17 protein-coding genes are annotated in these 21,631 nt (G+C 61.1%); 10 read left to right on the forward strand and 7 right to left on the reverse strand.

Annotated features, from left to right (window positions below):
• Positions 1 to 99 precede the first annotated feature (99 nt).
• From ACI7M0_RS07300 to ACI7M0_RS07315, 4 genes are all read left to right on the forward strand, one after another.
• Positions 100 to 840 carry a ScpA family protein gene (locus ACI7M0_RS07300; RefSeq protein WP_162490571.1) on the forward strand — a complete coding sequence of 247 codons (741 nt, stop codon included), beginning with the start codon at positions 100 to 102 and terminating at the stop codon, positions 838 to 840.
• On the forward strand, positions 827 to 1,594 hold the full coding sequence (gene scpB, locus ACI7M0_RS07305; RefSeq protein ID WP_129933981.1) for an SMC-Scp complex subunit ScpB: 768 nt from the start codon (positions 827 to 829) through the stop codon (positions 1,592 to 1,594). Before ACI7M0_RS07300 ends, scpB begins: the two co-directional genes overlap by 14 nt.
• Positions 1,595 to 1,859: 265 nt before the next feature.
• On the forward strand, positions 1,860 to 2,927 hold the full coding sequence (rluB, locus tag ACI7M0_RS07310; protein WP_003254539.1) for a 23S rRNA pseudouridine(2605) synthase RluB: 1,068 nt from the start codon (positions 1,860 to 1,862) through the stop codon (positions 2,925 to 2,927).
• Positions 2,928 to 3,565: 638 nt separating this feature from the next.
• A complete protein-coding gene (locus ACI7M0_RS07315) occupies positions 3,566 to 4,984 on the forward strand; it encodes an amino acid permease (RefSeq protein WP_165366987.1) in 1,419 nt (472 codons plus the stop codon).
• Between the two features lie 555 nt (positions 4,985 to 5,539).
• Here ACI7M0_RS07315 and ACI7M0_RS07320 read toward each other — a convergent pair.
• Positions 5,540 to 6,424, reverse strand: coding sequence for a LysR substrate-binding domain-containing protein (locus tag ACI7M0_RS07320; protein ID WP_003254537.1), 885 nt, complete (start codon positions 6,422 to 6,424; stop codon positions 5,540 to 5,542).
• A gap of 152 nt (positions 6,425 to 6,576) precedes the next feature.
• Here ACI7M0_RS07320 and ACI7M0_RS07325 point away from each other — a divergent pair, with 152 nt between their 5' ends.
• Entirely contained in the window at positions 6,577 to 9,597 is a 3,021-nt protein-coding gene (locus ACI7M0_RS07325; RefSeq protein WP_129934015.1) for an FAD-binding and (Fe-S)-binding domain-containing protein, read from the forward strand.
• Positions 9,598 to 9,709: 112 nt separating this feature from the next.
• Here ACI7M0_RS07325 and ACI7M0_RS07330 read toward each other — a convergent pair whose 3' ends face one another.
• The 5 genes from ACI7M0_RS07330 to phhA form a co-directional block, all read right to left on the reverse strand.
• A complete protein-coding gene (locus tag ACI7M0_RS07330) occupies positions 9,710 to 10,912 on the reverse strand; it encodes an MFS transporter (protein ID WP_129934016.1) in 1,203 nt (400 codons plus the stop codon).
• Positions 10,913 to 11,300: 388 nt separating this feature from the next.
• Entirely contained in the window at positions 11,301 to 11,429 is a 129-nt protein-coding gene (locus ACI7M0_RS07335; protein ID WP_003254533.1) for a hypothetical protein, read from the reverse strand.
• Between the two features lie 206 nt (positions 11,430 to 11,635).
• Positions 11,636 to 12,946, reverse strand: a complete 1,311-nt coding sequence (locus ACI7M0_RS07340) for an IS4 family transposase (protein WP_104960600.1) — start codon at positions 12,944 to 12,946, stop codon at positions 11,636 to 11,638.
• A gap of 110 nt (positions 12,947 to 13,056) precedes the next feature.
• The gene (locus ACI7M0_RS07345; protein ID WP_003254532.1) at positions 13,057 to 13,413 is read right to left on the reverse strand and encodes a 4a-hydroxytetrahydrobiopterin dehydratase; all 357 of its coding nucleotides are present in this window, start codon (positions 13,411 to 13,413) and stop codon (positions 13,057 to 13,059) included.
• A 39-nt stretch (positions 13,414 to 13,452) separates the two neighbouring features.
• Positions 13,453 to 14,241 (reverse strand): phenylalanine 4-monooxygenase, encoded by a 789-nt coding sequence (gene phhA / locus ACI7M0_RS07350; protein ID WP_003254528.1) that lies wholly within the window; start codon positions 14,239 to 14,241, stop codon positions 13,453 to 13,455.
• Between the two features lie 256 nt (positions 14,242 to 14,497).
• Here phhA and ACI7M0_RS07355 point away from each other — a divergent pair, with 256 nt between their 5' ends.
• Positions 14,498 to 16,057, forward strand: a complete 1,560-nt coding sequence (locus ACI7M0_RS07355; protein ID WP_014590097.1) for a sigma-54-dependent phenylalanine hydroxylase transcriptional regulator PhhR — start codon at positions 14,498 to 14,500, stop codon at positions 16,055 to 16,057.
• A gap of 154 nt (positions 16,058 to 16,211) precedes the next feature.
• Here ACI7M0_RS07355 and ACI7M0_RS07360 read toward each other — a convergent pair whose 3' ends face one another.
• On the reverse strand, positions 16,212 to 16,466 hold the full coding sequence (locus ACI7M0_RS07360) for a DUF2790 domain-containing protein (RefSeq protein ID WP_021783457.1): 255 nt from the start codon (positions 16,464 to 16,466) through the stop codon (positions 16,212 to 16,214).
• A gap of 397 nt (positions 16,467 to 16,863) precedes the next feature.
• Here ACI7M0_RS07360 and acs point away from each other — a divergent pair, with 397 nt between their 5' ends.
• The 4 genes from acs to ACI7M0_RS07380 all read left to right on the forward strand — a co-directional run bounded on the left by acs (position 16,864) and on the right by ACI7M0_RS07380 (position 21,620).
• A complete protein-coding gene (acs, locus tag ACI7M0_RS07365; protein WP_003254525.1) occupies positions 16,864 to 18,825 on the forward strand; it encodes an acetate--CoA ligase in 1,962 nt (653 codons plus the stop codon).
• 536 nt (positions 18,826 to 19,361) lie between these two features.
• Positions 19,362 to 20,147: an ABC transporter substrate-binding protein gene (locus tag ACI7M0_RS07370; protein WP_003254524.1), complete on the forward strand. Its 786-nt coding sequence runs from the start codon at positions 19,362 to 19,364 to the stop codon at positions 20,145 to 20,147.
• An 88-nt stretch (positions 20,148 to 20,235) separates the two neighbouring features.
• Entirely contained in the window at positions 20,236 to 20,925 is a 690-nt protein-coding gene (locus ACI7M0_RS07375; RefSeq protein WP_003254523.1) for an ABC transporter permease, read from the forward strand.
• Positions 20,922 to 21,620, forward strand: coding sequence for an ABC transporter permease (locus ACI7M0_RS07380; protein WP_003254520.1), 699 nt, complete (start codon positions 20,922 to 20,924; stop codon positions 21,618 to 21,620). The genes ACI7M0_RS07375 and ACI7M0_RS07380 overlap by 4 nt, the downstream gene beginning before the upstream one ends.
• Positions 21,621 to 21,631 lie beyond the last annotated feature (11 nt).

The following is a 21,631-nucleotide window of genomic DNA, read 5'->3' on the forward strand; positions in this document are numbered from 1 at the left end:
GCGCCTGAGGCGCCGGCCGAACGGGTCGAGGAGCCTCGGCAACTGCAGTTGGCGCTGGTCTATGGTGAAGCCCTGACCGAGCTGCCGCTGGACCTGTACATTCCGCCGGACGCCCTTGAAGTCATCCTCGAAGCTTTCGAAGGCCCGCTGGACCTGTTGCTGTACCTGATCCGCAAGCAGAATATCGACATCCTCGACATCCCTGTGGCCGAGATCACCCGGCAGTACATGGGCTATGTGGAGCTGATGAAAAGCGTGCGCCTTGAACTGGCCGCCGAATACCTGGTGATGGCTGCCATGCTGGCCGAGATCAAGTCACGCATGCTGCTGCCGCGTTCCGCCGACGTCGAGGAGGAGGAGGGTGATCCACGCGCCGAACTGATCCGCCGCCTGCAGGAGTACGAGCGCTTCAAGGCTGCCGCCGAGGGCATCGACGAATTGCCACGGGTCGGGCGCGAGGTGGTGGTGCCGCGCCTGGAAGCGCCGCAGGCCAAGGTACGCAAGCTGTTGCCTCAGGTCAGCCTGGAAGAGCTGCTGATGTCCATGGCCGAGGTGATGCGCCGCAACGACCTGTTCGAAAGCCATCAGATCACCCGTGAGACCTTGTCCACCCGCGAGCGCATGAGCCAGGTGCTGGAGCGTCTCAAGGGAGGTGCCTTTGTGCCATTCATCGCGCTGTTCGCTGCCGAGGAGGGCAAGCTGGGCGTGGTGGTGACCTTCATGGCCGTTCTCGAACTGGTGAAGGAATCGCTGATCGAACTTGTGCAGAATGAACCTTTCGCCGCCATTCACGTGCGGCTTCGCCCGGCGCCAGTTGAAGAACCCAATGAACCTGAATGAACCCCGCGACCTGGCGTCGCTGATCGAAGCCTTCTTGCTCGCTTCGGGCAAGCCGCAATCCCTGGAGCGCCTGTACGAGCTGTTCGAGGAAGCCGAGCGCCCCGAGCCCAAGGTGTTCAGGCAGGCCCTGGAGGTGCTGGGCAAGTCGTGCGATGGGCGTGCGTTCGAGCTCAAGGAGGTGGCCAGCGGCTATCGCCTGCAGATTCGCGAGGATTATGCCCCTTGGGTCGGGCGCCTGTGGGAAGAGCGCCCGCAGCGCTATTCGCGAGCGCTGCTTGAGACACTGGCCCTGATTGCCTACCGCCAGCCGATCACCCGTGGTGAAATCGAGGACGTGCGGGGCGTTGCGGTGAACAGCAATATCATCAAGACCATGATGGAGCGCGAGTGGATTCGCGTGGTCGGCTACCGCGAAGTGCCCGGGCGGCCGGCGATGTTCGCCACCACCAAGGCGTTTCTCGACCATTTCAACCTCAAGAGCCTTGAAGACCTGCCGGCCTTGGCCGAGCTGCGGGAAATGGAACCAGAGCCGCAACTTGACCCGGATGATGCGCCGGTGCCTGCGCACCTGCAGGCGTTGGCGGATGCCAGCCTTGGGGACGAGGAGGTTGGTGAGCCGAAAGAGGAGACCAGCTTCCGTAGCCTGTTGGTGGAGCTGGATGCCATGGAAGACGGTTTGAAAACCGATTTTGATGATCTGCGGGGAAAGGAGCCTGAGCCTCCGGTGGAGGAGGAGATCAAGGCTCAGCCCTGATTGATCTGCTGCCTGTGCTGGCCTCTTCGCGGGCAAGCCCGCTCCCACAGGGGTATCACAGGTCCCGAAGGTTGCGCGAACCTGTAGGAGCGGGCGTGCCTGCGAAGAGGTCAGCACAAAGCCCACTGGGCAGAAAATCATGCCCAGCCCCACAAAACCCTCTACCCTCCAGTGCGTTCCCCTGATGAACCGCGTATGATGCGCGGCCTTTTGGCGCGTTCGTCGCCAGAAACCTGTTTTCATTCCTACACCGGGAGGTGCCCAGATGAGTGAGCAAGACCTGAAAGAAACCGAAATCACCCCGCCATCCGGCGAAAAGCTGCAGAAAGTGCTGGCGCGCATTGGCGTGGGCTCGCGGCGTGATGTCGAGGCCTGGATCAGCCAGGGTCGCATCAAGGTCAACGGCGTCGAGGCCACCCTTGGCCAGCGCGTCGACCTGCACGACGCCATCGCCGTCGACGGCAAGCTGATCAAGCGCGAGGAGGCCGCCGAGGCCACCCGCCGGGTGATCATGTACAACAAACCCGACGGCGAAATCTGCACCCGTGACGACCCGGAAGGCCGTCCGACCGTGTTCGACCGCTTGCCACGGCCAAAAGAGGGCCGCTGGATCAACATCGGTCGTCTCGACATCAACACCACTGGCTTGCTGCTGTTCACCACCGACGGTGAACTGGCCAACCGCCTGATGCACCCATCCTACGAGATGGACCGTGAGTACGCGGTACGTGTGCGTGGTGAAGTCGACGACGAGATGATCGAGCGCCTGAAAGCCGGCGTAATGCTGGAAGACGGCCCGGCCAAGTTCACCGATATCCAGAAGGCACCGGGTGGCGAAGGCTTCAACCACTGGTACCACTGCGTGGTGATGGAAGGTCGTAACCGTGAGGTGCGTCGCCTGTGGGAATCCCAGGGCATGGTGGTCAGCCGCCTGAAGCGTGTGCGTTTCGGCCCGGTGTTCCTCAACTCCGACCTGCCGATGGGCCGCTGGCGCGAAATGACCCAGGGCGAAATCGACATCCTCGCCGCCGAAGTCGGCCTGCAGCCGGTCGCGCTGCCAGCCATGAAGCTCAAGGCCAAGGACAAGATGGAGCGCCTGCAGCGCAAGTCGACCCGCCCGCTGGGCCGTGGCGAGCGCGTGCGCAACCTGCGCCCGGCCCACGAAGGTGCCGCTACTGGCGAACGCCCGGCGCGTCAGCCGCGTGAAGAAGCGCCGCGTAAACCCACCCGTGGCAGCACGGTGGCTGAGCGCCCGAGCGAGATGCGCAAGCGTCCGGGCAAGCCTGATGGCGACAAGCCGGCAGGCCGTGGTCGCGGCAAGCCGCGTGGCTGATAAGCCAGTGTGGTTATCAAGGAACCAGCCTTCGGGCTGGTTTTTTTATGCCTGGGGGAATGTGGGCCAAGCCCAAGATATTGAACAAAAAGAATTTTTCGGACGACTGGCAAGTTCTTGAACCGCCTTGTAAAGAAATCTGTACGAATGTAGCCGTTTTCAGTCCGCATTTCAGATCATGCTCGATCGTGTAAACAAACCTTGCCGGCGCCCCTGTGCCAAAGCCGTCGCCATGGCGCTAGCCACCCTTGCCCAAACCCCCGTCCCCACGGTGTTATAGCCGCCATTGCCTTGTGCAGGAGCCCGTCCAGAGAGCCGGGCTGACAAAACAACAAATGGAGGCGCCATGTACGCCGATCACTTCGCCTTTGAAGGCCTGTACCACAGGAACGCTGCGTTTTTTCCCGAGGAAACGATGCAACGCGTTGACGCCTGCGCGTTTGCAGGGGTATACAGTGCGCCGCGTTTTACCTGTGACCCTCTTGCGTACCGCGCACTCTTGATCACGCCTGGTTGACCCGCTCCGGCGGCACCTGAGGTCAAGAAACCCAAGGTAACCACCTTGCCCATTCCGCTGCGCCACGAGCGCGGTGGGTCCGATTCCGTCACAGATAAAAACAATGCAGGTGACTTCGTTCATGAGTGGACAAAACATGCATTCAGGCGAGCTAAAGCGGGGCCTGAAGAACCGCCATATCCAGTTGATCGCCCTCGGCGGTGCGATTGGTACCGGCCTGTTCCTCGGCTCGGCAGGCGTGATGAAATCCGCCGGCCCGTCGATGATCCTTGGCTACGCGATCTGCGGCTTCATCGCCTTCATGATCATGCGCCAGCTGGGTGAAATGATCGTCGAAGAGCCGGTGGCCGGTTCGTTCAGCCATTTCGCCCACACCTACTGGGGTGGGTTCGCCGGCTTCCTGTCGGGCTGGAACTGCTGGGTGCTGTATATCCTGGTGGGTATGTCGGAGCTTTCGGCGGTCGGCAAGTATGTCCACTACTGGTGGCCGGAGATCCCCACCTGGGTCACGGCGGCAGCCTTCTTCGTGCTGATCAACGCCATCAACCTGATGAACGTGAAGTTCTTCGGTGAAGCCGAATTCTGGTTCGCCATCATCAAAGTGGTCGCCATCGTCAGCATGATCGGCCTGGGTGCCTACCTGCTGACCAGCGGCAGCGGCGGCCCTGAAGCCACCGTGGCCAACCTGTGGACACACGGCGGCTTCTTCCCCAACGGCGTCAGCGGGCTGGTAATGGCCTTGGCTTTCATCATGTTTTCCTTTGGTGGCCTGGAAATGCTCGGCTTCACCGCCGCCGAGGCCGACAAGCCAAAGACCGTGATCCCCAAAGCGATCAACCAGGTCATCTACCGCATCCTGATTTTCTATGTCGGTGCGTTGGTGGTGCTGCTGTCGCTGACCCCGTGGGACAACCTGGTCGCCAGCATCGACGCCTCGGGTGGCAGCTACGGCAGCAGCCCGTTCGTGCAAGTGTTCTCGCTGCTGGGCAGTGACGTGGCTGCCAACCTGCTGAACTTCGTGGTGCTGACTGCGGCGCTGTCGGTGTACAACAGCGGCACCTACTGCAACGCCCGCATGCTGCTGGGTATGGCCGAGCAGGGCGATGCCCCGGCGTCGCTGGCCAAGGTCGACAAGCGGGGCGTGCCAGTGCGTTCGATCCTGGTGTCGGCTGCCGTGACCTTCGTCGCCGTGCTGCTGAACTACCTGATGCCGCAAAACGCGCTGGAACTGCTGATGTCGCTGGTCGTGGCCACCCTGGTGATCAACTGGGCGATGATCAGCTACTCGCACCTGAAGTTCCGTCAGCACCTCGACCGTACCGGCCAGAAGCCGCTGTTCAAGGCGCTGTGGTACCCGTACGGCAACTATGTGGTGCTGGCTTTCGTGGTGCTGATTCTGGGCATCATGCTGATGATCCCGGGCATCCAGGTGTCGGTGTATGCGATCCCGGTGTGGCTGCTTGCGATGTTCGTGGTGTACATGGTCAAGTCGCGTCGCCAGGTGAATGCGGGCGGTGCTGTTGAGACTGTGGCCAAGTAAGGCGCCATAGGCGGTATGTGAAAACCCGGAGTCAGGTGACTGGCTTCGGGTTTTTTGTTGCCTGTGCGGGCCCTTTCGCGGGTGAACCCGCTCCTACAACGACCTGGTATGCCTGAGGCTTACGTAACCTTTGTAGGAGCGGGTTTACCCGCGAATACGGTGGCGGCGGCAACGTTGAACGGCGGGTGAAAATTGGCCAGCAGGCCCGGCCCTTTCGCGGGTGAACCCGCTCCTACAACGACCTGGTATGCCTGAGGCTTGCGTAACCCTTGTAGGAGCGGGTTTACCCGCGAATACGGTAGCGGCGGCAACGGTGAGCGGCAGGTGGAGATTGGCCGGCAGGCCCGGCCCTTTCGCGGGTGAACCCGCTCCTACAACGACCTGGTATGCCTGAGGCTTGCGTAACCCTTGTAGGAGCGGGTTTACCCGCGAATACGGTGGCGGCGGCAACGGTGAAAGGAAGGTGGAGATTGGCCAGCAGGCCCGGCCCTTTCGCGGGTAAACCCGCTCCTACGGGTACAGCGTTGCCCTCAGGTCAGGTGACCCCGCCAAAAATCAGATCTGCTCCAGCAACCAGCCTCTGAATGCCCGCAGCGACGGCAGTGCCTCATTCCTCGGCGGGTAGATCAGGTAATAACTGCGCTGGCTGGCAAACGCCACACCCGGGCTGTACAGCTCTCCCTTGGCCAGTTCCTCCTCCACCAATATGCGCGGCACCAGCCCGATCCCGATTCCGGCACGTACCGCCTGGATCAGGTGCGAGGTCAGCTCGAAGCTCGGCCCCAGCCGCATCGCCCGGTGCGGCAGGCCATGATGGGAAAACCACTCGCCCCACGCATGCGGGTTGTTGGCCACATTCAGCAGCACCTCTTCACTGATCCGCGCCGGGCTCCAGCCCTGGCTGCCGACGCCGGCCTCCGGCGGCAAGATCACCACCAGCTCCTCGGCATGCAGGCGATGGCAGACAAGCCCCGGCAAGTCGTGGCTGGCCACGCCGATGGCGGCGTCGATTTCGCTGGTGTCGAAGTTGATGGTTTCAATGCGTGAATGAATGTGCACCAGCATGCCCGGGTGAGCGCTGTAGAACGCATGCAGCCTCGGCAACAGCCATTTCGAACCGAAGGTTGGCAGGGTAGCCAGGCGCAACGTGCCTACTCCCGATTGATAGGCCAGTGCCTGCAAGGTGGCGCTGCGGATGCGCCCCAGTGCCTCGCTCAGCTCGCGCTGGTACAGGCGGCCGACATCGGTCAACTGCACCTGGCGCCCCTCGCGGCGGAACAGGGTCAGGCCCAACTGCTGCTCCAAGGCTTGCACCTGGCGGCTGACCGCGCTTTGGGTCAGCGACAGTTCGGCGGCGGCGCGGGTGTAGCTTTCATGCCGGGCGGCGGCCTCGAAAGCCAGCAGCAGTGACATGGATGGGGTCAGGTGGCGGTAATTCATTCATAAAAGTCATTGATAGCGGCAGGATTATCCGTTTGCCCCTGACGCGAAACTACAGGAACATTGGCCTATACGTCATCCCTGCATGCCTGAACCCATGCCAGGGCGACAGGTATCCCGTGATCTAGCCAATATCAAGAGGCCATCCTTCGATGATCGCCCAGCTGTCCACCGTTGCACCGAGCGCCAATTACCCCGAATTCCTCGAAGCCCTGCGCAACAGCGGCTTCCGCGGCCAGATCAGTGCCGACTACGCAACCCGCACGGTACTGGCCACCGACAACTCGATCTACCAGCGCTTGCCGCAGGCGGCGGTGTTCCCGCTGGATGCCGACGATGTGGCGCGGGTCGCCACGCTGATGGGCGAGCCGCGCTTCCAGCAGGTCAAGCTGACCCCCCGCGGTGGTGGCACCGGCACCAACGGCCAGTCGCTGACCGACGGTATCGTCGTCGACCTGTCGCGGCACATGAACAACATCCTCGAAATCAACGTGGAAGAGCGCTGGGTGCGGGTACAGGCCGGCACGGTCAAGGACCAGCTCAATGCTGCGCTCAAGCCGCACGGGCTGTTCTTCGCCCCTGAGCTGTCCACCTCCAACCGCGCCACGGTCGGCGGCATGATCAACACGGATGCCAGTGGCCAGGGCAGTTGCACCTACGGTAAAACCCGCGACCACGTGCTGGAGCTGCACAGCGTGCTGCTCGGTGGCGAACGCCTGCACAGCCTGCCGATCGACGATGCTGCGCTGGAACAGGCCTGCGCCGAGCCGGGCCGGGTCGGCGAGGTGTACCGCATGGCCCGGGAAATTCAGGAAACCCAGGCCGAACTGATTGAAACCACCTTCCCCAAGCTCAACCGTTGCCTGACCGGCTACGACCTGGCGCACCTGCGCGACGAGCAGGGCCGCTTCAACCTCAACAGCGTACTGTGCGGCGCCGAGGGCTCGCTGGGCTACGTGGTCGAAGCCAAGCTCAACGTGCTGCCGATTCCCAAGTATGCGGTGCTGGTCAATGTGCGCTACACCAGCTTCATGGATGCGCTGCGTGATGCCAACGCCCTGATGGCGCACAAGCCGCTGTCGATCGAGACGGTCGACTCCAAGGTGCTGATGCTGGCGATGAAAGACATCGTCTGGCACAGCGTTGCCGAGTACTTCCCGGCGGACCCCGAGCGCCCCACGCTGGGCATCAACCTGGTGGAGTTCTGCGGCGACGAGCCGGCCGAGGTCAACGCCAAGGTGCAGGCGTTCATCCAGCACCTGCAAAGCGACACCAGCGTCGAGCGCCTGGGCCACACCTTGGCCGAAGGCGCCGAGGCAGTCACCCGCGTCTATACCATGCGCAAGCGTTCGGTCGGCCTGCTGGGCAACGTCGAAGGCGAAGTGCGCCCGCAGCCGTTCGTGGAGGACACTGCAGTACCGCCAGAGCAGTTGGCCGACTACATCGCCGACTTCCGCGCACTGCTCGACGGCTACGGCCTGGCCTACGGCATGTTTGGCCACGTCGATGCCGGCGTGCTGCACGTGCGCCCGGCACTGGACATGAAAGACCCGGCGCAGGCCGCGCTGGTCAAGCCGATTTCCGATGCCGTTGCCGCGCTGACCAAACGCTATGGCGGGTTGCTGTGGGGTGAGCACGGCAAGGGCTTGCGCTCGGAATACGTGCCCGAGTACTTCGGCGAACTGTACCCGGCGTTGCAGCGCCTGAAGGGCGCCTTTGACCCGCACAACCAGCTCAACCCGGGCAAGATCTGCACGCCACTGGGCAGCGCAGAGGGCCTGACCCCGGTCGATGGCGTGACCCTGCGCGGCGACCTTGACCGTACCATTGACGAGCGCGTTTGGCAGGACTTCCCCAGCGCCGTGCACTGCAACGGCAATGGCGCCTGTTACAACTATGACCCCAACGACGCCATGTGCCCGTCGTGGAAGGCTACCCGCGAACGCCAGCATTCGCCCAAGGGCCGCGCCTCGCTGATGCGCGAGTGGCTGCGCCTGCAGGGCGAGGCGAACATCGATGTGCTGGCTGCGGCGCGCAACAAGGTGTCGTGGCTCAAGGGCCTGCCGGCGCGTCTGCGCAATAACCGCGCGCGCAACCAGGGCCAGGAGGACTTCTCCCATGAAGTGTACGACGCCATGGCTGGCTGCCTGGCGTGCAAGTCGTGCGCCGGGCAGTGCCCGATCAAGGTCAATGTGCCGGATTTCCGCTCGCGCTTCCTCGAGCTGTACCACGGTCGCTACCAGCGCCCGCTGCGTGACTACCTGATCGGCTCGCTCGAGTTCACCATCCCCTACCTGGCTCACGCGCCGGGGCTGTACAACGCGGTGATGGGTTCGAAGTGGGTGAGCCAGCTGCTGGCCGACAAGGTGGGCATGGTCGACAGCCCGCTGATCAGCCGCTTCAACTTCCAGGCTACCCTGACCCGTTGCCGCGTCGGCGTGGCCACGGTGCCGGCCCTGCGCGAGCTGACCCCGGCCCAGCGCGAGCGCAGCATCGTGCTGGTGCAGGACGCCTTCACCCGCTACTTCGAAACGCCGCTGCTGTCGGCCTTCATCGACCTTGCCCACCGCCTGGGCCACCGGGTATTCCTGGCGCCGTACAGCGCCAACGGCAAGCCGTTGCACGTACAGGGTTTCCTTGGCGCGTTTGCCAAGGCAGCGATCCGCAACGCCACGCAGCTCAAGGCCCTGGCCGACTGCGGTGTGCCGCTGGTGGGGCTGGACCCGGCGATGACGCTGGTGTATCGCCAGGAGTACCAGAAGGTGCCAGGCCTGGAGGGTTGCCCGCAGGTGCTGCTGCCGCAGGAATGGCTGATGGATGTGCTGCCCGAGCAGGCGCCTGCCGCACCGGGCAGCTTCCGCCTGATGGCGCACTGCACCGAGAAGACCAACGTGCCGGCCAGCACCCGGCAGTGGGAGCAGGTGTTCGCCCGTCTGGGGCTGAAGCTGGTGACCGAGGCCACGGGTTGCTGCGGTATGTCCGGTACCTATGGGCACGAAGCTCGCAACCAGGAAACGTCTCGGACCATATTCGAGCAGAGCTGGGCGACCAAGTTGGACAAGGAAGGGGAGCCGCTGGCGACCGGTTATTCGTGCCGTAGCCAGGTCAAGCGCATGACCGAGCGGAAGATGCGTCACCCGCTTGAGGTGGTGTTGCAGTACGCTCAGCGCTAAGGTTTAGGGCCTTGGGGGCTGCTTTGCAGCCCTTCGCGGGTGAACCCGCTCCTACGGGGGATCGTGCACGCCAGGCGGGCGGGGTTGCCCGCGAAGAGGCCGGCAGCGGCTTTCAGGCTTCTGTTGTACGGTCCCTGTCCCTACGCCCTTGGCGGTACAAATAGAGGCTCAACACCAACCCGCACGCTGCCGCAGCCGCCGCGAACAGAAACATCGAAGCAAAGCCGAACCCCGCCGCCACCGCACCGACCAATGGCCCGGTCACCCCCAGTGACAAGTCGATGAACAGCGAATACGCCCCCACCGCCGCCCCGCGGTTAGCCGCCGACACTTGGTTCACTGCCTCCACGCCCAATGCCGGAAACACCAGCGAGAAACCAAACCCGGTCAATGCAGCCCCCGCCAAGGCCAGTTCGGCGTTGGGTGCCAGCCACAGCATCAACAACCCGAGCGTTTCAACCGACAGGCAGGCGATCGCCACCCTGAAGCCACCGATGCGGTTGATCAGGTTGCCAAAGAGCAGCCGTGCGCTGATGAAACTGGCGCCGAACAGGCTCAGGGTCAGCGCCGCATTGGCCCAGCCACGGCTTGCATAGTAAAGGGTGATGAAGGTGGCGATGGTGCCAAAGCCGATCGAACCCAGGGCAAGCCCCGAGCCATGCGGGAATACCTTGCCCAGCACCCGCAGGAACGGCAGGCGTACACCGCTGACGATGGGTGCGGCTTGCTTGGGCCAGGCCAGCAGCAAACCGAGTACGCACAGCAGGATGATGCTCACACCCATGCTCCACAGCCCGAGGCCTTTGACCATCAGCACGCCCAGTGGGGCGCCGATGGCCAGCGCACCATAGCTGGCGATGCCGTTCCAGGAGATGACCTTGGCCGTGTTTGCGGCACCCACCCGGCCAATGCCCCAGCCGATCGCGCCCGAGCCTACCAGGCTTTCGGCGCTGCCCAGCACCAGGCGGCCGACCAGCAGGCAAGCCAGGCTCAGCCAGGGCAGGTGAGTGAGGAAGGCGCAGGCCAGCATGAATACCCCGCTAAGCCCGCAACCGGCCAGGCCGTACATGACTGCCTTCTTGCTGCCATGGTTGTCGATGATACGGCTGGCGCCAGGGCGGCTGAGCAACGTCGCGAGGTACTGCACGCTGATCACCAGGCCGGCGACCACGGCACTGAAACCCAGGTCGTTGTGCACATAGCCGGGCAACACGGCCAGAGGGATGCCGATGTTCAGGTAGCCGATGAAGGTGAACAGGACGATGGAGACGACTTGCCCAGTGACGGCAAGGGACGTGGGACTGCGTGCTGGCATTGGGGATCCGTTGCTGCGGTAAGGATGGCGGTGTATGCCGCCATCTTAACCACAGCAAGGGTGTTTGCGGGCGCAGCTGTCAGCCTGTAGTCAGTTGGTGTAATCGAGCATCCAGGTCACACTGAACTCGGCTTGCGAGTAATCCAGCCGCAAGCGCGGCAGCACAAAGCCGGCCCATCGGGTGAACATGGACGAATGCAGCAGGGCGTCGAGCGCTTGAGCGGCTGGCGCATTTCTGCCTCTTAGCGGTAGGAGGCACGAGTCTGTGTGGGGGAGGGGCGGGGCAGGTGGTAGTGGGTTGTTACAACGTTGATTTTAGACGGTGTGAAAACGTGATGACGGGGGTAGCCCGCAGGTCAGCCGTTTTCACACAGTCGGGGATGCGCAGTTATTCCTGGTCAGCGCTGGATTGATCGTCACCATCCTGCTCGGCGGCAGCTGCCGGTTCGGCGTGAACGGTCACGGATGGCTCTTCTGGGTTCAGGCTTGGGAAGGGAAGATTCGGGATTTCATGCATCTCGTCGTTCCTCGCAAGTGTGAGTGAAAAGTCTGCGCCAGGCGCGTTTGGAGCTTCAAAAAGCTCGGGCAGGATACACAACTCTGGATGACAGTTTGGTTTTTTTCCCGGTCGTTTGTCGGTTTTGCGGGCGAACAGCGCACATATGCCCCATGAAAAAAGGGGCCTCTGGCCTAATGCCAGTCAGTTAAGCTGACTGGCATTTTTCATTTTCGGGTGGGGTACTTCGCTGGACGTTGCTTCACCGTTCGCGGAAACCATCGGTCAGGCCGTCGATGTGGCAAGACATATTGTGCCGCCGAAGCCTGCAGATCCGACAAAAATCCCGGCAAATTTCCGGGGTGGTTCAAGGATGTGCCATGCAGCAAGCCCAGTATTGCCCAGCTACAGGCAGTAAAACTCATCTCGCATGGGTACACACCAGGGCACTGTCGAGACATTTGCACCATCTGATAACGCAACAGGTTGTAGCCCAGCAGTACGCCCCATAGCTCTTGCGCAATCATCTCCGGCGTCTTGCTTCTCAGCGTATATTCACCACCTAAAAGCCCTTGCTTGATCTCTCGATATCCCAGTTCGATTTCCCAACGCTGACTGTAAAGGTCGACGATCTCATCACCCGGGAAACGCAGCGGATCGACCATTGAGGTCAGTACGCTCACCACCTTGCCTTTAATCGTCTTGCTTAACAGCCGTGCTCGAGTCTCCAGCGGCAGGCCGGGCCATTGCTTACGGGCTTGTGGCGAGGTGCGCAGAATGACTACGGCATCGTTGCGCCCAAGCTTGTGCTCGACTTCGTACTGGCTACCCTTCTTCAAAGGAATAAGCCAATGACGCTGCTCGCCTTGTGATTGCCAGTGATGCAGCAAACCCAACGAGTAGAAACCTTTATCGAACAGGGTCAGCGAGTGATCAGGCGTGGTAGCGATCAACTGTTCGGCCAGCTTCATTTCGCTACTGTGATAGCTCTCGAAAGTACTGCTTATCAGCAGATGGCTAGTCAGTTCCATCTGGCAGACCATTCGGACTTGAGGGTAACTGCCATCGCCATGCTGATTGGTCGCGCCGCCGTAGCACGCCCGATTTTCTGCGGTGTCGGGGGTATTCCAGACGACGCCATCCACACCCAAAAGTGTTAACCCCAACCATTGAGGGTGTTGGACTTCTGCATGCCATCGCTGCTGGGTGAGCGAAAACACCTCGCGAACCGCTTCGCTACCCAGCCGTTGCCGTCCCTGAACAACAGCGCTGGGCGCCACCAGCGGTCGCTTGCCCGGCAGCATGATGTCCATGTGATTCACGACATCCCAAGCCGACATCCGGCGGAACAACGCCATGCCGATGATGCACCAGACCAGGCTTTCCAACGGCAACCGGCGCTTGCGTATAGTCGAGACACCTGCCGTTTCGAAGGCCTGTTTCACAATGTCTGGATCAAGCAAGGCTCCAAGCCCTTCGAGGGCATGTGGCCGCGATGCCATTTCATGAGTGAGGGACAGGGCTTTTGACAGGCGCATAAAAAATCCGATGCTCGTTTCCAAGCATCGGATTTTGCGGCCTATGGGCTAAAGGTCAATGCGTCAGTCTTAACTGACTGGCATTAGCCTCTGGCCCCTTTTTCTGGTGTTTACTTCCGGCCTTCAGCCGTTTCCGCCACCTTGTCAGTGCGTGCGCACATGATGAAGTCGTTGCGGTGCAGGCCTTTGATCGAGTGGCTCCACCAGGTCACGGTGACCTTGCCCCATTCAGTCAGCAGCCCTGGGTGGTGGCCTTCAGCTTCGGCGATTTCGCCCACGGCATTGGTGAACGCCAAGGCGTGCTTGAAGTTCTTGAACAGGAACACGCGCTCCAGCTCCATGTGGCCGTCACGTACTTCGATGTTCCAGTCCGGGATTTCGCGGATCAGCTCGGCCAGCTCTTCGTCGGTGACTTTCGGCGCATCGGCGCGGCAGGCTTCGCAATGGGCTTGGTTCAAGGCATTCATGAGGTGTTTTCCGGTTCGAGTTGTTATCGGCAAGGTCGCTCAGGCAGCGACCTTGGGTGGAAACTTCGGTGCATGCAGACCCAGTTGCATGGCTTTGTGGACCATGCCCATGATGTCCTCGTGGGCCAGGTCGAACAGGCGCTTCATGTTCGGCAGTACGAAATACACCGGTTGCAGAATGTCGATGCGGTAGGGCGTACGCATGGCCTCGATCGGGTCGAAGGCCTGGTGCTCAGGCTCGTCAGACAGACTGTAGACGGTCTCTTTCGGCGACGAGAGGATGCCACCACCATAGATTTTGCGGCCTTGCGCTGTTTCCATCAGGCCAAACTCGATGGTCATCCAGTACAAGCGCGCCAGGTACACACGTTGTTCCTTGGTCGCGGCCAGGCCGAGCTTGCCATAGGTGTGGGTGAACTCGGCGAACCAGGGATTGGTCAGCAGCGGGCAGTGGCCGAAGATCTCGTGGAAGATATCCGGCTCTTGCAGGTAGTCCAGCTCTTCCGGGGTGCGGATGAAGGTGGCGACCGGAAAGCGCTTGCTGGCCAGCAGTTCGAAGAAGGTCTGGAAGGGGATCAGCGCCGGTACCCGGGCAACCTGCCAGCCGGTGGTGGCACCCAGCACCTTGTTGATCTCGCCCAGTTGCGGAATGCGGTCATGCGGCAATTTCAGCTGGTCGATGCCGTCCAGGTATTCCTGGCACGCACGGCCTTCGATCACTTTCAGCTGGCGGGTGATCAGGGTGTTCCACACCGCATGCTCTTGCTGCGGGTAATCGATAAAACCATGCGCATCGGGCTCGCGTGCCACGTATTGCGTCTGTTTCATGAGGCTCTCCTGGTGAGGGCTTTTCTTGTTATGTACAGGACATGCCTAAAGGAATATCCCTTCGCCAGCGGTTTTGCACGGGGGCGTGGCTCGGCCGTGAAGGGGCCGACGTCGGTTTTCGTAACGATAATTTTACAAAACTCGGCAAGTGTCGGAAAATTCGAGGCATCTGGTTGATAGAAACGCGGTTTTTGTCAGCTTATCTTTACGACTTTTCTGCGCGGTGTGGAAAAACATCAGCGCTTCGAGAGCCCTCATGCGTATCAAAGTCCATTGCCAGAACCGCATTGGCATCCTGCGCGACATCCTCAACCTGCTGGTGGAGTACGGCATCAACGTGCTGCGCGGCGAGGTGGGCGGTGATCATGGCAACGCCATCTACCTGCACTGCCCGAACCTGATCAACCTGCAATTTCAGGCCCTGCGGCCGAAGTTCGAGGCCATTGCCGGGGTATTCGGCGTTAAGCGTGTGGGCCTGATGCCCAGCGAACGCCGGCACATGGAGCTGAATGCGTTGCTGGGAGCGCTGGACTTCCCGGTGCTGTCGATCGACATGGGCGGCAGCATCGTTGCGGCCAACCGTGCAGCCGCGCAGTTGCTTGGCGTGCGGGTTGATGAGGTGCCGGGCATGCCGCTGGCGCGCTACGTAGAAGACTTCGATCTTCCGGAGCTGGTGCGGGCCAACAAGTCGCGCATCAACGGCTTGCGCATCAAAGTCAAAGGTGATGTGTTTCTGGCCGATATCGCACCGCTGCAGTCCGAACACGATGACAGCGAGGCTCTGGCCGGCGCGGTGCTTACCCTGCACCGTGCCGACCGGATCGGCGAGCGTATCTACAACGTGCGCAAGCAAGAGCTGCGTGGCTTCGACAGCATCTTCCAGAGCTCGCGGGTGATGGCTGCCGTGGTGCGTGAAGCGCGGCGCATGGCGCCGCTGGATGCACCGTTGCTGATCGAGGGCGAAACCGGTACGGGCAAGGAGTTGCTGGCGCGTGCCTGCCATTTGGCCAGCCCGCGTGGACAGTCGCCGCTGATGGCGCTCAACTGCGCCGGGTTGCCCGAGTCGATGGCCGAGACCGAGCTGTTCGGTTACGGCCCTGGGGCATTCGAAGGGGCACGGGCCGAAGGCAAGCTGGGGCTGCTGGAGTTGACTGCAGGCGGCACGTTGTTCCTTGACGGGGTAGGGGAGATGAGCCCGCGGTTGCAGGTAAAGCTGCTGCGCTTTCTGCAGGACGGCTGCTTCCGTCGGGTAGGTAGCGATGAAGAGGTCTACCTGGATGTGCGGGTAATTTGTGCAACCCAGGTGGATTTGTCCGAGTTGTGTGCCCGTGGCGAGTTTCGCCAGGACCTGTATCACCGGCTCAATGTACTGTCGCTGCACATTCCGCCTTTGCGCGAATGCATGGATGGTCTGGAGGGGTTGGTGCAGCATTTTCTCGATCAGGCCAGTCGGCAGATTGGCTGCGCCATGCCGCGCCTGGCACCGGCGGCAATGGACAAACTTGGACAGTACCACTGGCCAGGTAATGTAAGGCAGTTGGAAAACGTTTTGTTCCAGGCGGTTTCGCTATGTGATGGCGGCGTGGTTAAAAGCGAGCATATTCGTTTGCCGGATTATGGCGTGCGGCAACCGTTGGGCGAGTTTTCGCTGGAAGGGGATCTTTCGCAGATAGTAGGGCGCTTTGAAAAGGCGGTGCTGGAAAGTTTGATGGGGGAGTTTCCCAGTAGTCGGGCCTTGGGCAAAAGACTGGGTGTTTCGCATACCACGATTGCCAACAAGTTGAGGGATTATTCGTTGGGCAAGTCGACTGATTAAATGGCTGTAAGTTAATAGCCTGTTAATCAGGTGGTGAATGCTTCGCGGGTGAACCCGCTCCTACAGGTACCGCGCCGCATTCATGGTGTGCGAGGTGCCCGTAGGAGCGGGTTCACCCGCCAAGGGGCCCGCAGGGCCCCCAATTCACAAGGTATCAGCCGTTAGAGCAGCCGTTCCCCATCACGCGGTATTCGAGAATGTGCCTCTGGCCCTTGGAGTCCTCGTAGGTCATGCGGGCTGGCACGACTTCGCAGACGTTGGGCACTTCGCTCATGGAAATGACGCGAGCAATGTCCAGGTGCTGCGAGTAACTGTACTGTTCAACCGGAATCTGCTCGGCATCTTTGGCTTCGCCGGCCATCGCCGCGCCGCAAAGACTGCCAAGTACCAATACCAGTAAAGCTTTCATTTTCTTTTTACCTGTCTAAGGTCGTGAGGGGGCACGCGGCGCTTATGGCGCCGCGAGTACAGCGAGTGTTAACTATCGGGATTAGAGGGAGATTAACGCTTGCCTTCGTGGGGGCTGTTACCAGTTGTTAATCGCCTTGCCGTTGCTGGCGAGGTGAATTTTATGGCGGTGGCCAATGCTGAAACAGTGGGTGTTTTGATAAAGTGTTTTGACAGAATCTGTAACAATCCTGGGCCAATCCCCCTCCTTTTTTCTCCGGCAGGCTGTAACGCCCGCGCCAGAGCGCTTTGCCGGAACGGGTGTACCAAATTACTACCAACGTCGAATGGCTTTTGTCGCTCTGGTACAGTTACAAACGGTTCCATACAAAAACAACTATTACACCGAGGTAACACAGATGAGTGCGGCTCCACTGTATCCCGTTCGTCCCGAGGTTGCGGCCACTACCCTGACCGACGAGGCCACCTACAAGGCCATGTACCAGCAATCGGTGATCAACCCGGACGGCTTCTGGCGCGAGCAGGCCCAGCGTATCGACTGGATCAAGCCGTTCACCAAGGTCAAGCAGACCTCCTTCGACGACCACCATGTCGATATCAAATGGTTCGCCGACGGCACTCTGAACGTTTCCTCCAACTGCCTGGACCGCCACCTTGAAGAGCGCGGTGACCAGTTGGCCATCATCTGGGAAGGTGACGACCCTTCCGAGCACCGCAACATCACTTACCGCGAGTTGCACGAGCAGGTCTGCAAGTTCGCCAACGCCCTGCGTGGCCAGGATGTGCACCGCGGTGACGTGGTCACCATCTATATGCCGATGATCCCCGAAGCGGTGGTCGCCATGCTGGCCTGTGCACGCATTGGTGCGATTCACTCGGTGGTGTTCGGCGGCTTCTCGCCCGAGGCGCTGGCTGGCCGTATCATCGACTGCAAGTCCAAGGTGGTGATCACTGCCGACGAAGGCGTGCGTGGTGGCCGCCGTACACCGCTCAAGGCCAACGTCGACCTGGCGCTGACCAACCCTGAAACCAGCAGTGTGCAGAAAATCATCGTGTGCAAGCGCACCGGTGGCGACATTGCCTGGCACCAGCACCGCGACATCTGGTACGAAGACCTGATGAAAGTGGCCTCCAGCCACTGTGCACCCAAAGAAATGGGCGCTGAAGAGGCGCTGTTCATCCTTTATACCTCCGGCTCCACCGGCAAGCCGAAGGGCGTGCTGCACACCACAGGCGGTTACCTGGTTTACGCCGCGCTGACCCATGAACGTGTGTTCGATTACCGTCCGGGCGAGGTGTACTGGTGCACCGCCGACGTCGGTTGGGTCACAGGCCACAGCTATATCGTCTACGGCCCGCTGGCCAACGGCGCCACCACCTTGCTGTTCGAAGGCGTGCCGAACTACCCGGACATTACCCGCGTATCGAAGATCGTCGACAAGCACAAGGTCAACATCCTCTACACAGCGCCAACTGCCATTCGCGCCATGATGGCCGAAGGGCAGGCAGCTGTTGAAGGCGCCGACGGTTCCAGCCTGCGCCTGCTGGGGTCGGTGGGTGAGCCGATCAACCCTGAGGCCTGGAACTGGTACTACAAGACCGTCGGCAAGGAGCGTTGCCCGATCGTCGACACCTGGTGGCAGACCGAGACCGGCGGCATCCTGATCAGCCCGCTGCCTGGTGCCACCGGCCTCAAGCCGGGTTCGGCAACTCGCCCGTTCTTCGGTGTGGTGCCTGCCCTGGTCGATAACCTGGGCAACCTGATCGACGGTGCTGCCGAAGGCAACCTGGTAATCCTCGACTCCTGGCCGGGTCAGTCGCGTTCGCTGTACGGCGACCATGACCGCTTCGTCGACACCTACTTCAAGACCTTCCGTGGCATGTACTTCACCGGCGACGGTGCGCGCCGCGACGAGGACGGTTACTACTGGATCACCGGCCGTGTGGATGACGTGCTCAACGTGTCCGGCCACCGCATGGGTACCGCCGAGATCGAAAGCGCCATGGTCGCGCACTCGAAGGTTGCCGAGGCTGCAGTGGTCGGCGTGCCGCATGACATCAAAGGGCAGGGCATTTATGTGTATGTCACCCTCAATGCCGGCATCGAGGCCAGCGAGCAATTGCGCCTGGAACTGAAGAACTGGGTGCGCAAGGAGATCGGCCCGATTGCTTCGCCAGATGTGATCCAGTGGGCGCCGGGGCTGCCGAAGACCCGCTCGGGCAAGATCATGCGCCGCATCCTGCGCAAGATCGCCACCGGTGAATACGACGCCCTGGGCGATATCTCGACCTTGGCCGACCCAGGTGTGGTGCAGCACCTGATCGATACCCACAAGGCGATGAACCTGGCTTCGGCCTAATTCCCTCCCCGGCAATACCCCCTGTAGGCGCGGGCTTGCCCGCGAATGCGTCAGTTCAGGCTAAGCTGTCCCCTGACCTCACGCATTCGCGGGCAAGCCCGCTTTTGCATTGTTACCCGACAATCATCGGTTACTGTTCTGTCACCGGCCCCGCACAGGTTCGGGGCGCCAGGAAACAATTTCGGCCCGTTTCGGTGCATCGGAGTCAGCATTTTGTGCATCAAGGCACGCTGCACTTGCCGTCGTACAAGGCTTTGCCAATAATAGGCCCAGGAATTGCTAGGTCTATAGGTTCTATTTCTTGCGCCTTTGCATATTTTGCACTGGCTGTCAACATCGCCCGCGGCGGTTTCAGGCGCTTCTATAAGTAGTTGTCGCTTTGAAGAAATATCGACTACCGGGCTGTCGTTAAAATGCCACTCACTCGCTCGTGGTATGCGGCCTTGGTCGAACCCTGCGCGGCTCGCGTTGTACTCATTCGCATATCGGGCAGCTGTTACCTGCCTTGTATTGCCCCGTACCGATGGAGTTACCTGATGAAGAAGCTCGCACTGCTTGGCGCCCTGGCGCTGTCTGTGTTTTCCCTGGTGTCGCAGGCTGCTGAAAAACCGCTGAAAATCGGCATCGAAGCTGCCTACCCACCCTTCGCCTTCAAGCAACCTGACGGCAGCATTGCCGGCTTTGACTACGATATCGGCAACGCGCTGTGCGAAGAGATGAAAACCAAGTGTACCTGGGTCGAGCAGGAGTTCGACGGCCTGATCCCGGCGCTGAAAGTGCGCAAGATCGACGCCATCCTGTCGTCCATGTCGATCACCGATGACCGCAAGAAGTCGGTCGACTTCACCAAGCGCTACTACCTGACTCCGGCGCGCCTGGTCATGAAGGACGGCACCACCGTCAGCGACAGCCTGGACGAACTGAAAGGCAAGAAGATCGGCGTGCAGCGCGGCTCCATTCACGACCGCTTCGCCAAGGAAGTGCTGGGCGCCAAAGGTGCCACCGTGGTGCCTTACGGTACCCAGAACGAAATCTACCTGGACGTCGCAGCTGGCCGCCTCGACGGCACCGTGGCTGACGCCACCCTGCTGGAAGATGGCTTCCTCAAGACTGACGCCGGCAAGGGCTTCGCGTTCGTAGGCCCGGCCTTCACCGACGCCAAGTACTTCGGTGACGGTATCGGTATTGCCGTACGCAAGGGTGACAAGGCCAATGTCGACCGCATCAACGCGGCGATCGACGCCATCCGTGCCAACGGCAAGTACAAAGAAATCGAAAGTAAGTACTTCAATTTCGACATCTACGGTCCAGACTCGAAGTAAGACGTCGGGTTTCACCTGTGCAATGGTGCAAACAGCAGAGGCTCTGAGGTTTGCACCATTTTTCATTCTCTAGGTCGAGGACCTCATCATGTTGAAAGGCTACGGGGCAGTCATCCTCGACGGGGCGTGGCTGACGCTACAGCTCGCCCTGTCGTCGATGGCCCTGGCCATCGTGCTCGGCCTGATCGGTGTGGCGCTGCGTTTGTCGCCAGTGCGCTGGTTGGCCTGGCTGGGCGATCTGTATTCCACGGTGATCCGTGGTATTCCGGACCTGGTCCTGATCCTGCTGATCTTCTACGGCGGGCAAGACATCATCAACCGGGTGGCGCCGCTGCTCGGCTATGAAGACTATATCGATCTGAATCCGCTGATTGCGGGTATCGGTACCCTGGGCTTCATCTTTGGCGCCTACCTCTCGGAAACCTTCCGCGGGGCCTTTCTGGGCATTCCCAAGGGCCAGGCCGAGGCGGGCGTGGCGTATGGCATGAGCCCTCGCCAAGTGTTCTTCCGCATCCAGGTGCCGCAAATGATTCGCCTGGCCATTCCGGGCTTCACCAACAACTGGCTGGTGCTGACCAAGGCTACTGCGCTGATTTCGGTCGTCGGTCTGCAGGACATGATGTTCAAGGCCAAGCAGGCGGCTGACGCCACCCGCGAACCCTTCACCTTCTTCCTGGCAGTGGCGGCGCTGTACCTGGTGCTGACCAGTGTTTCGCTGCTGGCCCTGAAGTATCTGGAGCGCCGCTACTCGGTGGGCGTCAAGGTGGCTGAACTATGATCTTCGACTACAACGTCGTCTGGGAAGCGCTGCCGATGTACTTCGGCGGCCTGCTGACCACCCTGAAACTGCTGGCGATTTCGCTTTTCTTCGGCCTGTTGGCAGCCATTCCGCTGGGGCTGATGCGGGTATCCAGGCAGCCGGTGGTCAACCTTGCTGCATGGCTGTACACCTACGTCATCCGTGGCACGCCGATGCTGGTGCAGCTGTTCCTGATCTACTACGGCCTGGCCCAGTTCGAGGCGGTGCGCGAGAGTATCTTCTGGCCGCTGCTGTCCAGCGCCACCTTCTGCGCCTGCCTGGCGTTCGGCATCAATACCAGCGCCTACACCGCCGAAATCATTGCCGGCAGCCTCAAGGCGACGCCGCATGGCGAAATCGAGGCTGCCAAGGCCATGGGGATGTCGCGCATGAAAATGTACCGCCGCATCCTGCTGCCTTCGGCACTGCGTCGGGCACTGCCGCAGTACAGCAATGAAGTGATCATGATGCTGCAGACCACCAGCCTGGCGTCGATCGTCACCCTGATCGACATCACCGGTGCTGCGCGCACGGTCAATGCCCAGTACTACCTGCCTTTCGAGGCTTATATCACGGCGGGCGTGTTCTACCTGTGCCTGACCTTCATCCTGGTGCGCCTGTTCAAGATGGCCGAACGCCGCTGGCTCGGCTACCTGGCGCCGCGCAAGCACTGACCGCTTTGTGA

Origin of the sequence: Pseudomonas sp. 10(2024), assembly GCF_045164175.1 — a bacterium.
Classification (GTDB): domain Bacteria; phylum Pseudomonadota; class Gammaproteobacteria; order Pseudomonadales; family Pseudomonadaceae; genus Aquipseudomonas; species Aquipseudomonas alloputida.